The sequence below is a fragment of the Nonomuraea sp. NPDC004354 genome (assembly GCF_053602555.1).
The window spans coordinates 161622-175764 of sequence record NZ_JBSGDV010000011.1 but is presented as its reverse complement, the minus strand read 5'-3'; the positions used below and the strand labels follow the sequence as shown (position 1 = coordinate 175764).

General features: G+C 70.4%; 12 protein-coding genes. 9 read left to right on the top strand and 3 right to left on the bottom strand.

Annotated elements, in window-relative coordinates; translation table 11 throughout:
* Positions 1-59: 59 nt before the first annotated feature.
* The 3 genes from ACWENQ_RS27840 to ACWENQ_RS27830 are packed head-to-tail and all read right to left on the bottom strand — an operon-like array spanning position 60 to position 3552.
* Positions 60-2321 (bottom strand): FtsX-like permease family protein, encoded by a 2262-nt coding sequence (locus tag ACWENQ_RS27840; RefSeq protein ID WP_452416902.1) that lies wholly within the window; start codon positions 2319-2321, stop codon positions 60-62.
* On the bottom strand, positions 2318-3049 hold the full coding sequence (locus ACWENQ_RS27835; RefSeq protein WP_449926712.1) for an ABC transporter ATP-binding protein: 732 nt from the start codon (positions 3047-3049) through the stop codon (positions 2318-2320). Before ACWENQ_RS27835 ends, ACWENQ_RS27840 begins: the two co-directional genes overlap by 4 nt.
* Entirely contained in the window at positions 3046-3552 is a 507-nt protein-coding gene (locus tag ACWENQ_RS27830; RefSeq protein WP_354917144.1) for a PadR family transcriptional regulator, read from the bottom strand. Before ACWENQ_RS27830 ends, ACWENQ_RS27835 begins: the two co-directional genes overlap by 4 nt.
* Before the next feature lie 135 nt (positions 3553-3687).
* On the opposite strand from ACWENQ_RS27830, the gene ACWENQ_RS27825 reads away from it, so the two are divergent.
* The 9 genes from ACWENQ_RS27825 (at position 3688) to ACWENQ_RS27785 (ending at position 14140) form a co-directional block, all read left to right on the top strand.
* Complete coding sequence (locus ACWENQ_RS27825) at positions 3688-4893, top strand: ABC transporter substrate-binding protein (protein WP_452416900.1); 1206 nt, start codon at positions 3688-3690, stop codon at positions 4891-4893.
* Between the two features lie 16 nt (positions 4894-4909).
* Positions 4910-6226 carry an ABC transporter substrate-binding protein gene (locus ACWENQ_RS27820; RefSeq protein WP_354917138.1) on the top strand — a complete coding sequence of 439 codons (1317 nt, stop codon included), beginning with the start codon at positions 4910-4912 and terminating at the stop codon, positions 6224-6226.
* A 12-nt stretch (positions 6227-6238) separates the two neighbouring features.
* A complete protein-coding gene (locus tag ACWENQ_RS27815; RefSeq protein WP_449926716.1) occupies positions 6239-7720 on the top strand; it encodes an ABC transporter permease subunit in 1482 nt (493 codons plus the stop codon).
* Complete coding sequence (locus ACWENQ_RS27810) at positions 7720-8595, top strand: carbohydrate ABC transporter permease (RefSeq protein WP_354917132.1); 876 nt, start codon at positions 7720-7722, stop codon at positions 8593-8595. The genes ACWENQ_RS27815 and ACWENQ_RS27810 overlap by 1 nt, the downstream gene beginning before the upstream one ends.
* A gap of 353 nt (positions 8596-8948) precedes the next feature.
* Positions 8949-10316, top strand: a complete 1368-nt coding sequence (locus ACWENQ_RS27805; RefSeq protein WP_452416899.1) for a M1 family metallopeptidase — start codon at positions 8949-8951, stop codon at positions 10314-10316.
* A gap of 53 nt (positions 10317-10369) precedes the next feature.
* Entirely contained in the window at positions 10370-11047 is a 678-nt protein-coding gene (locus ACWENQ_RS27800; protein ID WP_354917126.1) for a uracil-DNA glycosylase, read from the top strand.
* 11 nt (positions 11048-11058) lie between these two features.
* Positions 11059-11385 (top strand): hypothetical protein, encoded by a 327-nt coding sequence (locus ACWENQ_RS27795; protein ID WP_354917124.1) that lies wholly within the window; start codon positions 11059-11061, stop codon positions 11383-11385.
* Between the two features lie 545 nt (positions 11386-11930).
* Positions 11931-12224 (top strand): MTH1187 family thiamine-binding protein, encoded by a 294-nt coding sequence (locus ACWENQ_RS27790; protein ID WP_449926723.1) that lies wholly within the window; start codon positions 11931-11933, stop codon positions 12222-12224.
* Positions 12225-12574: 350 nt separating this feature from the next.
* Positions 12575-14140, top strand: a complete 1566-nt coding sequence (locus tag ACWENQ_RS27785; RefSeq protein WP_452416897.1) for an FAD-dependent monooxygenase — start codon at positions 12575-12577, stop codon at positions 14138-14140.
* The last annotated feature ends 3 nt before the right edge of the window (positions 14141-14143 follow it).

Below are 14143 nucleotides of genomic sequence, written 5' to 3'. Positions count from 1 at the left end.
GCGCCCCTCCGGGGCGCGCTCTCGCGGGTGCCTGTCAACGGCGACAGGCACCCCTGCGGTTACCTGGCGGTGATCGGCACCTGCGCGCGGGCGGCCCTGCGGGCGGGGATGAGGGCGACGGCCAGCGCCGCCCCGATGGCAACCAGCACCGCCACGGCCAGCACGAGGGGCGAGGGCGGACGGGCGATGCCCGCCCCGACGCCGCTGGTGTGGCCCTGCAGGTCGATCAGGCCCTGCACGACGAACGAGCCCGCCGCGGTGCCGGCGACGACGCCGAGCACCACCAGCACCCCCGTGCCCATGACCAGCGTGGCCATGACCTGGCGCGGGGTGAGCCCCATCGCCTTCAGCACCGCGAGGTCGTAGGCGTGGTCGCGCAGCCCGAGCGCGCTGGCCGTCAACAGGTTGGCCAGGCCGATCAGCGCGAGCACGGCGACGAGCGCGACGATGACGACGCGGATGACCGCCAGGCGTTCGGCGGGGTTGACCACGCGCTGGATCTCCAGCCCCTCGCCCGAGGCCGCCAGGAGCCGGTCGCGCACCTCGGCGGGGTCGGCGCCCGGTTTCAGCGCCAGGCCCCAGAACTCCGGCGGCACCACGTCCTTGGCCGCGAGGCTGTCCACGCCGAGCGAGAGCACCTGGCCGTCGAGGTCGGGCTCCACGGTCCTGCCGACGATCCGCACGATCAGCGGGGTGCCGCCGACCGACAGCCACACCCGGTCGCCGATCTTCACCCGCAGCAGGTCGAGCAGGCCCTGTCCGGCGACCGCCTCACCCCTGTCGGCGTACATGCGTCCCTCGACCACCGGGAAGGGGTACGGCGAGGCCGAACCGCCGATCGCGCGCACCCTGATCGAGCGGGCCTCGCCGGGCACCAGCGCGTCGACCTCGGCCCCCGGATATACCTGCAGGACGGCCGGATCCCGCTCGGACAGGGCCTTGGCCTGCTCGGGGGTCAGCTTGTCCGGGCGCACCAGGAGCCGGGCGTGCTGGCCGACCTGCTCGGGGTGGGCGAGGAAGCCGTCGAGCGTGGCCCAGACGCCGAGCCCGATGGTGATCATCATCATCGGCACGGCCAGGCCGAACGCCGTCAGGAAGGCGGGCACCCGCCTGGAGAAGGCGTCGCGGGCGCCCAGCACGAGCGCGGGCGGCAGCCGTACCAGGAGGGCCAGCCTGGCCAGGCGCGACAGGCGGCCACGGGGCGGCGCCGCGGGCGCGGCGGGCAGGGGCGGCGTACGGCTGCCGCGCCAGGCGGGCACGCCGACGGCCACCAGCACGACCAGCGCGGTGCCCGCGGTGATGGCCAGCAGCGGCACGAGCGCGACGGAGGTCGTGTCGAGCACCAGCCAGGTCACCAGCCAGCCGGGCAGCACGCCCAGCGCGATGCCGAGCAGGCCGAGCGCGCCGTGCTCGACCAGCAGCAGACCCGCCACCTGGCCCCTGGTGAAGCCCATGGACTTCAGCGTCGCCAGGTCGCGCAGCTGCGACAGCACGCGCCCGCCGGCCGCGTTGGCCAGCGCCAGCACGGCGGCCACCAGGCCGACGATGCCGAACAGCGCCAGCAGCGTGCCGAGCAGCCGGTTGTCCAGCTCCATGGCGGCGCGCACCTCGCGCCAGGTGTAGACGCGCTGGACCTCCTCGTCCAGCATCACCACGACGCGCTGGGAGACGAACTGGGTGGCCTCGGGGTCCTCGAGGCGCAGGCCCGTCACCCACTCGCTGCGGCCGAGCTCAGGCTCGACCCGGTCGAGCTTCTCCGGCAGGACCCAGATCAGGCCGGGCGTCCACTCGGGATAGAACCCCTGGTCGGCCGAGTCGGCGATGCCCCGCACGTACAGCACGTGGCGGGCGCCGCTGAGCGCGGTCACGGTGACCGCGCTGCCCAGGCGCAGCCCGAGCGCCCTGGCGAAGGAACGCTCGACGACCACGCTGTCGGGCTGGGCGCGGTCGAGCCAGGCACCCTCGGCGACCACCGGCCTGGCCACCTCGGGGGCGGCGACCGGCATGGCGCGCAGCGCGGCCGGGGCCTTCCTGCGCTCCTGGAGCACGGTCACGGGCGCCGAGCGGTACGGCCCGGTCGCCTGCTCCACCCCGTCGATCTGCCTGAGCGCGACGACCTGCGGCCGGTCCTTGGTGTGGATCCACAGGTGGGCGCCGTTGGTCTCGGCGAACAGGCCGCGCCACGGGTTGGTGCCGTCCTCGAGCAGCGTGGCCGCGGTGATCAGCGCGGCCACGATCCCGGCGATCGTCAGCACGGTGAGGAGGGCCTGTCCGCGCCTGGCGCGCAGGTCGGCCCTGATCCATCGGAGGCCGGCTCTCATCGCAGGTCGATGACCTCTCCGGCGCCGCCCCTGCCGGGCCGCCTGCGGACGATCTTGCCGTCGTCGACGATCTGGCCGTCGAGCAGCGAGACGACCCTGTCGGCCAGGCTGGCCACCCTGGCGTCGTGGGTGACCAGGACGATCGTCTGCCCTTCGCGGTGCACCTCGCTGAGCAGGCGCAGCACGTCTCGGGTGTTGCGGCTGTCGAGGTTGCCGGTGGGCTCGTCGGCCAGCAGCAGGCTGGGTTTGTTGGACAGGGCGCGGGCCAGCGCCACCCGCTGCTGCTCGCCACCCGACAGCTGGGCAGGGGCGGCCTCGACCCGCTCGGTGAGGCCGAGCGCGTCGAGGAGGTACTCCCTGCGCTCGCGCGCCTCCTTCGGCGAGGCCCCCGCCAGCAGGGCGGGCAGCTCGACGTTGTCGGCGACGGTCATGCTGGCGACCAGGTTGAAGAACTGGAAGACGAAGCCGATCTTCTCCCGCCGCAGCAGCGCCCAGGCGCTCTCCGAGAGGGTGTCGGCGCGCTTGCCGTCCAGCCAGATCTCGCCGCTGGTGCGGGAGTCGAGCCCGCCGAGCATGTGCACGAGCGTCGACTTGCCGGAGCCCGAAGGACCCATGATGGCGACGAACTCGCCCTCGTCGACCTGCAGGTCAACCCCTCGTACGGCGGGCACGGGCACGTGGTTGTTCTGGTAGATCTTCACCAGGTTGACGGTCTTGAGCACGGTCACGTCAGGTCCTCCTGGCAGCGTTCGAGCCAGTCGAGGTCGGCCTGCAGGTGCAGCATGGCGCCCTCGATCAGCAGGAGCGCGACCTGATTCCCCGGATCGGTCCGCTCGGCGAGTTCGTTGAGATCGCGCATCAGCGCAAGGTAGTGGCGGCGCTGGCGGTTGATCAACGCCATCCGGTCGGCGATGCCGGTCAGGGGCGCGAGCACGAGCTTCATGAAGAACTCGTCGCGCACCCTCGGGCCCTCCGTCGGCTCGTCCACCCAGTCGGTGAGCACGTCGCGGCCCTTGGCGGTCAGGTAGTAGACCTTCTTGTTCGGCCGGTTGGACTGCTCCACGTCAACGGCTCTGACCAGGCCGTCCTTCTCCAGGCGGCCGAGCGTCACGTATATCTGGCCGATGTTGGGTGAGGGGTAGGCCGTGCCGAACGTCTGCTCCAGAGCCTGCTTGAGCTCGTACCCGTGGGCGGGTTCCTTCGCGAGGAGCGCCAGCAGGTGCAACCGCACGCCCCACCTCCTCGTTACGCGCTCGTTACGGACATATCCGTTGACGTTCAGATTAGCGCTGTGCATAACATGAATGCATCTACCTAACACGAATGTAATCCGGTCGGAATGTGGAGGTCATACGTGTTCCGCCCCATGTCCGTGATGCTGATCGCGCTCCTGGTGGCCGGATGCGCGTCGGTAACGGAAGAGGGCGGGGAGGACCCCAACGGTCCGATCACCTTCGCCACCGGGCGCGACACCACCGGCTACCTGCAGCCCCTGCTGGACCGCTGGAACAAGGCGCACCCGGCACAGAAGGTGACGCTGCTCGAACTGCCGGAAGCGGCCGACGAGCAGCGCGCGCAGCTGGCCGCCAACCTGCAGGCCAGGAGCGACCGCTACGACGTGCTCGGACTCGATGTGGTGTGGACGGCGGAGTTCGCCGACAACGGCTGGATCATCCCCCTGGAGCGCGGGCAGTTCCCGCTCGACAGGTTCCTGCCGCCCGTCGTGGACACCGCGGTCTACCGGGGCAAGCTCTGGGCGGTGCCGTACACGAGCAACGCAGGGCTGCTCTACTACCGCAAGGACCTGGTCAAGAAGCCGCCCACGACCTGGGCCGCGCTTCGCGCCCAGGCCCTTGCGATCACCAAGAAACACGACATCGGCGGCTACGCGGGACAGCTGGCCGCCTATGAGGGACTGACGGTCAACTTCGCCGAGGCGGTCCAGTCGGCGGGCGGGACGCTGCCCGACCTGGACCAGGCCAAGGCGAAGCAGGCGCTCGACTTCTTCACCCAGGGCCTGCGCGAGGGATGGATACCTCCGCAGGCGCTGAACTACAAGGAGGAGGAGTCCAGGCTGGCCTTCCAGAACGGCCAGCTGGTCTTCGCCCGCAACTGGCCCCACGCGTACGGGCCCGCCACCCAGTCCAAGGTGGCCGGCAAGTTCGCGGTGACCAGGCTCCCCGGACCCGACGGACCGGGATCGAGCTCGCTGGGCGGCGCCAACCTGGCCATCAGCGCCTACTCCAAGCGGCAGAACACCGCGCAGGAGTTCATCAAGTACTTCACCAGTCTGGAGAACGAGCGGCGCGTCCTGACCGAGGGTTCCTTCCCTCCGGTGTGGGCCGAGCTCTATGACGATCCTTCGCTGATCAAGCGCTTCCCCTATCTGCCCGTGCTGAAGGAGAGCATCCTCGCGGCCAAGCCGCGACCGGTCAGCGCGAACTACGACCAGCTGAGCCTGGTGATCGCCAGCGCGGTCTCCAAGGCGCTCAGCCCGCCGTACGACCAATCAACCGATGACGTGGCGGCCTCCATGAAGGCAGAGCTAGCCGAGATCATCGCAACCCAGTGATTCGAGGTCAGGCATCATGCGCAAAGCAGTTGTTCTGGCGGGGCTCGCGGTAGCCATCGCCGCCTGCGGCAACGCCCCAACGACCACCCCCCAGCAGACCGGCGCGGCCAGCTCCGCCCCGGCCGCCGGTGCCAAGCCCCTCGAGGGGGTGACCATCGAGGTCGCCGCCAAGTGGACGGGCGAGGAGCAGACGAACTTCGAGACCGTGCTGAAGGCCTTCCAGGACAAGACCGGCGCCAAGGTCACCTACGCCTCCACCGGTGAGGACACCGGCGCCTACCTCGGCCCCCGCATCCAGGGCGGCAGCCCGCCGGACATCGCGATCCTCCCGCAGCCCGGCCTGGTGAAGCAGTACGCCGACCAGAAGGCGCTCAAGCCCCTCAGCGCCGAGGTCCAGAAGCAGATCGACGACAACTACACCCCGTACTGGAAGGAGCTCGGCTCCGCCGACGGCCAGGTGTACGGCGTGCTCGTCAAGGCCGCGCACAAGTCGATCGTCTGGTACCGCGACGCCGCGTTCACCGACGCCGGCGTGCAGGCTCCAACCACCTGGGACGAGCTGATGAAGACCGCCCAGGCCATCGCCGACTCCGGCACCCCGCCGTTCTCGCTGTGCGGCGCCTCCGGCTGGACCCTCACCGACCTGTTCGAGAACGTCTACCTGTCGAGCGCGGGCCCGGAGAAGTACGACCAGCTCGCCAAGCACGAGATCCCGTGGACCGACGCCTCCGTCGTGACCGCGTTGGAGAAGATGGCGCAGATCTTCGGCAAGAAGGAGTACATGGTCGGCGGCAACAGCGGCGCCCTCCAGACCGACTTCCCGACCTGCGTGACCCAGGTGTACGGCCAGGACAAGGGCGCGATGGTCATCGAGGCCGACTTCGTGGCCGCCTCCGCCACCCAGTCCGGCGCCAAGATCGGCGAGACGGCCAAGGTGTTCCCCTTCCCGAAGGTCGGCGACACCGCGCCGGTCGTGCTCGGCGGTGACATCGCGGTCGCGCTGAAGGACTCCCCCGGCGCCATGGCGCTGCTGGAGTTCCTGGCCTCCAAGGAGGGCGGCGAGGTGTGGGCCAAGCTGCCCGGCTACCTGTCGCCGAACCGCAACGTCTCCCCCGACAACTACCCGAGCGACATGACCAAGCAGCTGGCGCAGACGATCATCTCCGCCGGTGAGAGCGTCCGGTACGACATGTCCGACCTCGCGCCGAGCGCCTTCGGCGGCACCGACGGCAAGGGCGAGTGGAAGGTCCTTCAGGACTTCCTGCGCAACCCCGCGGACGCCAAGGCCGCCGCCAAGGCCCTTGAGACCGAGGCCGCCAAGGCCTGGAAGTAAAGGGGCGAGGCCGTGACCGACCGGTTGAACGGCCCGACCGGCCCGCGCGACACCACGTCGCGCGGGTCCACCCCCGGGCCAGAACCCACCCCCCAGACGGAGTCGGGCACCTCCCCCACCGAGAACCCCGATCCCGCCGGCGCCGGCGCGACCGCACGCGCCGCCACCGCCACCGAGACGAGCAGCCGCCCTGCCGCCGCCAAGCCCGGCCGCGGCAAGCTGGGCCCCTCGGCCATCGTGGCCTGGTTCTTCGTCCTTCCCGCGATGCTCCTGCTGGGCATCTGGGTCATCTACCCGATCGTCTACTCGATCTTCCGCAGCCTCTACGACGCCACCGGCACCCAGTTCGTCGGGCTGCAGAACTTCGGCACCATCTTCACCGACTCCGGCACGCTCACCACGATCAGGAACAACCTGATCTGGGTGGTGGTGGGCCCGATCGTGGTCACCACCCTGGGCCTGATCTTCGCCGTCCTCACCGAGCGCATCAAGTGGGCCACCGCCTTCAAGCTCATCGTGTTCATGCCGATGGCCGTCTCGCTGATGGCCGCCGGCGTCATCTTCCGCCTGGTCTACGAGGAGGACCCGGACCGCGGCGTGGCCAACGCGCTCATGTCGACGGTCTCGAGCGTGTTCTCCAGCGGGGGCGGCCTGGAGGGAGCGCGACCGAGGGAGAACGACGCCTCGCCCGTGGCCGAGCAGGACGGCGCCGTCGTCACCAAGCAGCCCGCCCAGGCGGGCCAGCCGGTGCTGATCCCGCTGGTCGGGCTCAAGCCGGAGGCGGTGCCCGCCGACGCCAAGCCCGCCGCGGCGGCCTCGGGACAGGGGCTGAGCGGCACCGTCTGGCTGGACTTCACGCCCGGCGGCGGCGGCAAGGCCGGCCAGGTCGACGGCAGCGAGAAGGGCCTGCCAGGGGTGACCGTGGAGGCGGTCAGCGGCGACTCCGTCGCGGCCACCGCCACCACCGGACCCGACGGCACCTTCACCTTCGCGGGCCTGGCACCCGGCTCCTACACCGTACGGCTGCCGCAGTCGAACTTCGAGGCGCCGTTCAACGGCCTGACCTGGCTCGGCCCGACCCTGATCACGCCCGCCATCATCGGCGCGTTCGTCTGGGTGTGGGCGGGCTTCGCGATGGTGCTGATCGCCGCGGGCCTGGCGGGCATCCCGCGTGACGCGCTGGAGGCGGCCCGCATCGACGGCGCGACCGAGTGGCAGGTCTTCAGGAAGATCACCGTGCCGCTGCTGTCGCCCGTGCTTCTCGTCGTGTTCGTCACGATGATCATCAATACCTTGAAGGTCTTCGACCTGGTCTTCATCATCGCGCCGGGATCGGTGCAGCCGAACGCGAACGTGATCGCGCTGGAGATGTGGCGAGTCTCCTTCGGCGGCGGCAACAACCAGGGGCTGGGCAGCGCACTCGCGATCTTCCTGCTCATCCTGGTCCTGCCGTTCATGATCATGAACATCCGCCGGTTCAGGAGGGAGCAGTGATGGCTCACGTTCACGCGGGAGCCGTACGGCGAGGCCCCATCGGCAGGCTCGTCGACCGCCTCGGCAGCGGCGCGGTCCAGGTCGTGATGATCCTCATCGGGCTGTTCTGGCTGATCCCGACCCTCGGCCTGCTGGTGGTGTCGCTGCGCGACGAGACGGTGAACAACTCCGAGGGCTGGTGGACGATCTTCACCAAGCCGGCGGAGCTGACGATCAGCAGCTACACCAACCTGCTGGCCAGCGGCTTCACCGCCTCCTTCTGGAACACGGTGCTGATCACCGTGCCGACCACGGTGCTGGTGATCGGCATCGCGGCGATGGCGGCCTACGCCTTCGCCTGGATCGAGTTCCCCGGCCGCGACACGCTCTTCCTGGTCGTCGTCGGCCTGCTGATCGTGCCCATCCAGATCGCGCTGATCCCGATCGCCACCCTCTACGGCCAGGTCGGCATCTTCGGCACGATCCCCGGCGTGGTGCTGTTCCACGTCGCGTTCGGACTGCCGTTCGCGATCTTCCTGCTCCGCAACTTCTTCGTCGGCATCCCCTCCTCGCTTCTGGAGGCGGCCAGGATGGACGGCGCGTCGGAGTGGAAGATCTTCTCGACCGTGGTGTTCCCCCTGGGCAAGCCCGCGATCGCCTCGCTGGGGATCTTCCAGTTCCTGTGGGTGTGGAACGACCTGCTCATCGCCCTGGTCTTCGCGGACACCGCGTCCCAGCCGATGACCAAGGCGCTGCAGTCGCAGATGCGGCAGTTCGGCACCAACGTCGACATCATCGCGCCGGGCGCGTTCCTGTCGCTGATCATCCCGCTGGTGCTGTTCTTCGCCTTCCAGCGGTACTTCGTGCAGGGCATGATGGCCGGCTCGGTGAAGTGAGCCACCTGCACTGATCCACGGGCGCCCGCCTGGCTCGGGGCGGCGGGCGCCCGTGGATCACTCGGCCGGCGCCGCTCGCCACCGGCGGGCGGCCTCCGGCCCCGCGCGCTCCTGGCAGCGCTCGGCCCGCGTGCTCCGGGAGGGCGGCGCGCGCTGCGGGCGGGCGCTGCCGGGGTTGGCGACGCGCTCCCGGAACGGGGGCGCTTTCTGGCATCCCGCCTGGAATGGGGCCCTGGCTTCCGCCTGGAATGGGCCCTGGTTTCCGCCTGGAACAGAGGCGCGCCACTCCCGGCGGGCGGCGGGCGGTGGGCATGCGCTCCGAGCGGGCGGTGCGCGTGCGCGAGAATCGCTCTATGAAGCGTCTTCTCGCCGTGGCCGCCTTCACAGTCATCGCCCTTCCGCACGCCTCCGCCGTGGCCGACTCCCCCGGCGCCCCGGGCGCGGGCGACCCGTACTTCCCGGCGCAGGGCAACGGCGGCTACGACGCCCGCCACTACGACCTGGCGCTCGACTACGACCCCCGCACCCGCGTCCTGCAGGGCACGGCGACGATCGGCGCGCGCAGCACCCAGGCGCTCAGCCGGTTCAACCTCGACCTGGTCAGGACCATGACCGTCTCCTCCGTCACCGTCGACGGGACGGCCGCGCGGTTCACCCGCAGGAACGACGAGGTGGTCGTCACGCCGGCCGCCGGCATCGCCAAGGGGAAGGCGTTCACCGTCGCGGTGACCTACAACGGCCGGCCCACCTACGTCGTCGACCCCGACGGCTCCAAGGAAGGCTGGGTGCGCACCCCGGACGGCGTGTTCAACGCCAACCAGCCCCAGGGGGCCATGAGCTGGTACCCCGGCAACCACCACATGACCGACAAGGCCGGCTACCGGTTCAGGGTGACCGTGCCGAACGACCGCGTCGCGGTGGCCAACGGCGAACTGGTCTCCAAGAACGCCGCGATGGGCAAGACGACCTACGTCTGGTCCGCCAAGGAGCCCATGGCCAGCTACCTGGCGACCGTCACCATCGGCGCCTTCACCGTCACCGACACCAAGGTGAACGGCCTGCGCACGATCGTGGCCGTCGATCCCGCGCTCGGGAACGCCGGCAAGCGCCTGGCCCAACGGCACGGTCCCCTGCTCGCCTATTTCAGCCGGATGTTCGGCCCCTACCCGTTCTCCACCACCGGCGCCATCGCCGACAACGCTCCCACCGTCGGCTACGCGCTGGAGGCGCAGACCAGGCCCGTCTACCCGAACGTCCCCGACGACGTCCTGCTCTCGCACGAGCTGGCCCACCAGTGGTTCGGCGACGCCGTCACCCCCACCCGCTGGAAGGACATCTGGCTCAACGAGGGCTTCGCCACCTACGCCGAATGGATGTGGGCCGACAAGCTCGGCACCGTCCGCCTGTCGTCCGCCTTCGCCGACGCCTACGCCAAGCCCGCCGAGGACCCGTTCTGGAAGATTCCGCCCGCCGACCCCGGCGGCCCCAAGCACCTCTTCCACAACGCCGTCTACGTGCGCGGCGCGATGACCCTCCAGGTCCTGCGCAAGGCGGTCGGCGACCAGACGTTCTTCAGGATCCTGCGCACCTGGGTCACCGACCACAAGTACGGCAACGCCACCACCGCCGACTTCGTCGCCCTGTCGGAACGAATCTCCGGCAAGCAGCTCGACACCCTGTTCGATACCTGGCTGTACACACCGGGCAAGCCCGCTTTGTGATCTTTTCGGTACGGCCTGCGGTTTGTCGGAGCTGATCGGTAGGGTGCATGTCCATGGTCGGTCGTCCCCTACACGAAGTAGTCGAACCTGGATGGGCCAGCGCTCTCGAGCCCGTCGCCCAGCGCATCTCGGACATGGGAGATTTCCTCCGCAACGAGATCGCCGAGGGCAGGCAGTACCTTCCCTCCGGTTCCCACGTCCTGCGAGCCTTCAACCAGCCCTTCGACGAGGTCAAGGTGCTGATCGTGGGCCAGGACCCCTACCCCACGCCAGGGCACCCCGTGGGGCTGTCCTTCTCCGTGGCCCCCGACGTGCGCCCGCTGCCCGGCAGCCTGCGCAACATCTACAAGGAGATGGAGACCGACCTCGGCCTGCCGATGCCGTCCAACGGTGACCTGACCCCATGGGCCGAGCAGGGCGTCCTGCTGCTCAACAGGGTGTTGACCGTCATGCCGGGCAAGCCGGCCTCCCACCGCGGCAAGGGTTGGGAAGAGGTGACCGAGCAGGCCATCCACGCGCTGGTCGCGCGTGACAAGCCGATGGTGGCGATCCTGTGGGGCCGCGACGCCCGCAACCTCGCGCCCATGCTCGGACAGGTACCGCGCATCGAGTCCGCCCACCCGTCGCCCCTGTCGGCCCGCAGCGGTTTCTTCGGCTCGCGCCCCTTCAGCCGGGCCAATGAGCTGCTCGTCCAGCAAGGCGCGACGCCCGTGGAGTGGAAGCTGCCCTAGGCTCTTCTGCCATGAGTGATGAAGAAAAGTTCCTCCGCCTCACGGTCGAGCTGACCGTCGAGGTGCTGGACGTCGCCGCCCTGCAGGCGGCCGCCCTCGCCGAGATCCGGCACCCTGACGCCGACCTCGACGAGGACGAGCGCAAGGAGCAGGCGGAGCTGGTCAGCTCCGACGAGACGGGCGCGACCGCGCTGCAGTGGCTTATCGAGCCCGACCATGTCCTGTCGCTGATCGACCACATCCAGGAGGTCGAGCCGCGCGAGGCCGTTCTGGGCGTTGAGCCCTCCGAGGGGCCCAGCGACGAGGACGAGGATGACCACGAAGGTCACGACCACTGAGGCTCAGGGGTGGGAGCCACCGCTCCCACCCACGGCCCTTCCCCGGGAAGGGCACTCCTCCGGCATGCGCGGCGGGGGACGCGGCTCCCACGGGACCGCGACGCCGACGCGCCGGCCCGGCGGACAGCCCGACAACCAAACCGTCTGAGTAAACCGGAAACGTCGCGCACCGCGAACCGACCGGCAGCCGGGCGAGGAAAGCGCAGCAAGCCGGCAGCCCGGCACGGAAGAGCAGCGCGGGGCCGCCCGGCAGGCCGACGCCCGAACGTGGCCCGAGCCGATCGGTCACCCGGCAGCCCGGCGCCCGAACGCGGCCCGAGCCGATCGGTCACCCGGCAGCCCGGCGCCCGAACGCGGCCCGAGCCGATCGGTCACCCGGTAGACAAGCGGCCCGAGCTGATCGGTCACCCGGCGCGCAAGCGCAGCCCGAACCGATCGAGCACCCGATGCGGAAACGCAGCCCGAGCCGATCGGTCTGGCTGGTGCGCGCGCGAAGCGCGAGCCGGCTCGGTGGCATGGTGGTTTCTCGCGGCTAGGATCGAGTCATGATCGTTGCATTCTCCATCACGCCGCTCGGGGTCGGCGAGGGAGTCTCGGAGCCGGTGGCGCGCGCGGTCAAGGTGGTCCGCGACAGCGGGCTCCCCAACCGGACCGACGCCATGTTCACCACCGTCGAGGGCGAGTGGGACGAGGTGATGGACGTGGTGAAGCGGGCCGTCGAGGCCGTGGGCGAGGTCGCTCCCCGGGTCAGCCTGGTGCTGAAGGCGGACGTCCGTCCGGGCGTCACCGACGGTATGACGAGCAAGGTCGAACGGCTGGAGCAGCACCTGCGCGACTGATCGCGCACCACCCGCGCCGGAGCAGGCACGCCGGACACTCCGATCGAGGTGGCCCGCTCTCGGGCGCCTGCGATGCGCAGCCCAGGTGGCGGACTGGACCCGCGCTGGGCGCTGCCGCGTCGTCACGAAGATATGACGGGCGTGGCGAGGCCCCGCTGACTGCTGAGCCCGCGCTGCCGCGGCGATAACCGCTCAGGGGGTGCGACGCCCGTGCGGGAGCCGTACGGAGCGAACCCAAAGCCGGAACCCCGACCCGAAGCCGATGAGTCGAGCAACTCGAGATATATCTTGACGATCGAGAAGTCGCGTCATATCTTGACGATACGCGATATGTCTCGAAGGAGCGAACGATGCGAGTACCCGTACTGATCGTCGGCGGCGGCTACGCGGGCCTCAGCGCCGCGACCATGCTGGCCTGGCGGGGCGTCCCCGTCATGCTGGTCGAGCGGCACGCGAGCACCTCGATCCAGCCCAAGGCGTTCGGCGTCAGCACGCGCGCCGTCGAGCTGCTACGCCCCGTTTCCGGCCTGGAGGAAGAGCTCCGGGGTATCTGGCAGGGCATCGGCGAGAGCATGCGCATCGCGATCGCGGCCAGTCTCACCGACCCCGACGCCAACATCATCCTCGACACCAGCACCACGCCCTTCCCCCGGCACCTGTCACCCGCGCCCGACCTGGGCGCCCCCCAGGCCGAGGTCGAGCGGATCCTGCGCCGCAAGGCCGAAGAACTGGGCGCCGACCTGCGCTTCTCCACCGAACTGGTGTCGCTCGAGCAGGACGAGGACGGCGTGACCGCCCTGCTCCGCGCCGACGGCGTCGAGACGACCGTGCGGGCCGACTACGTCATCGCCGCCGACGGCTACCGCAGCCCGATCAGGGCCGCGCTCGGCGTCACCACCTCGGGCAAGGGGGTGCTCGGCCACATGCGCGCGATCATGTTCGACGCCGACCTCACCGCCCTGGTCAACGAGCGCGAGGTCACCCTCTGGTTCCTGCAGAACACCACCTTCACCGGCGCGCTCATCACCGGGACCGGCGTCGGCGCCCACGTGCTCGGCGTCAACTACGACGGCGAGGAGCCCGGCTTCGACGACGTCGAGATGGTACGGCTCGGCGTCGGCGTGCCCGACCTCGACGTCACCGTCCTGGACACCACGTCGTTCGCCATCGGCCACGTCCTGGCCGACACCTACCGTGTGGGGCGGGTGTTCCTGGCCGGCGACGCCGCCCACACCATGCCGCCGACCGGCGGGCAGGGCGGAAGCACCGCGCTGCAGGACGGCTGCGACATCGCCTGGCGGCTCTGGCTGGTCGTCTCGGGCCAGGCCGACCCCGCCTTCCTCGACTCCTACGACGCCGAACGCCGTCCGGTCGGCGAGCTGGTCGCCGACGCCCAGCTGGCCAACCTCGGCTTCCGCATGCCGCCGGCGGAGCGGGTCGACTACCCCGAGCCGCTCGAGGACCCTTTCGCCGCCATCCTCGGGTGCCGGTACCACTCCGCCGCGATCCTGTCGGAGCCGGACGACGACGGCTCGCTGCTGGAGGACCCGCGCGTCGCCACGGGCCGACCCGGCGGTCGAGCCCCGCACGTCGTCCTCGACTGGGACGGGCGCACGATCTCGACGCTCGACCTGTTCGGGTCGGGGTTCGTGCTGCTCGCCGGGCCGTACGGGCAGAGCTGGGTGGACGCCGGCCGCGCCGTCAGGGACCAGCTCGGCGTGCGCCTGGCGCCGCACCGCATCGGCGGCGAACTGCTGGACGTCGGGGGACAGTGGCTGGAGCGGTACGGCGTGGGCAAGGCCGGCGCGGTCCTCGTGCGCCCCGACGGGTACGTCGCCTGGCGCAGCGCCGGCCCCGACCTCGACCCGGCGGGCACGCTGGAGAGCGCGCTGGTGCGCATTCTCAGTCTCCTTTAGAGA

Coding starts and splice junctions, on each gene's coding strand:
- ACWENQ_RS27840 (WP_452416902.1), bottom strand. CDS start 2,321: ATGAGAGCCGGCCTCCGATGGATCAGGGCCGACCTGCGCGCCAGGCGC.
- ACWENQ_RS27825 (WP_452416900.1), top strand. CDS start 3,688: ATGTCCGTGATGCTGATCGCGCTCCTGGTGGCCGGATGCGCGTCGGTA.
- ACWENQ_RS27820 (WP_354917138.1), top strand. CDS start 4,910: ATGCGCAAAGCAGTTGTTCTGGCGGGGCTCGCGGTAGCCATCGCCGCC.
- ACWENQ_RS27810 (WP_354917132.1), top strand. CDS start 7,720: ATGGCTCACGTTCACGCGGGAGCCGTACGGCGAGGCCCCATCGGCAGG.
- ACWENQ_RS27805 (WP_452416899.1), top strand. CDS start 8,949: ATGAAGCGTCTTCTCGCCGTGGCCGCCTTCACAGTCATCGCCCTTCCG.
- ACWENQ_RS27800 (WP_354917126.1), top strand. CDS start 10,370: ATGGTCGGTCGTCCCCTACACGAAGTAGTCGAACCTGGATGGGCCAGC.
- ACWENQ_RS27795 (WP_354917124.1), top strand. CDS start 11,059: ATGAGTGATGAAGAAAAGTTCCTCCGCCTCACGGTCGAGCTGACCGTC.
- ACWENQ_RS27790 (WP_449926723.1), top strand. CDS start 11,931: ATGATCGTTGCATTCTCCATCACGCCGCTCGGGGTCGGCGAGGGAGTC.
- ACWENQ_RS27785 (WP_452416897.1), top strand. CDS start 12,575: ATGCGAGTACCCGTACTGATCGTCGGCGGCGGCTACGCGGGCCTCAGC.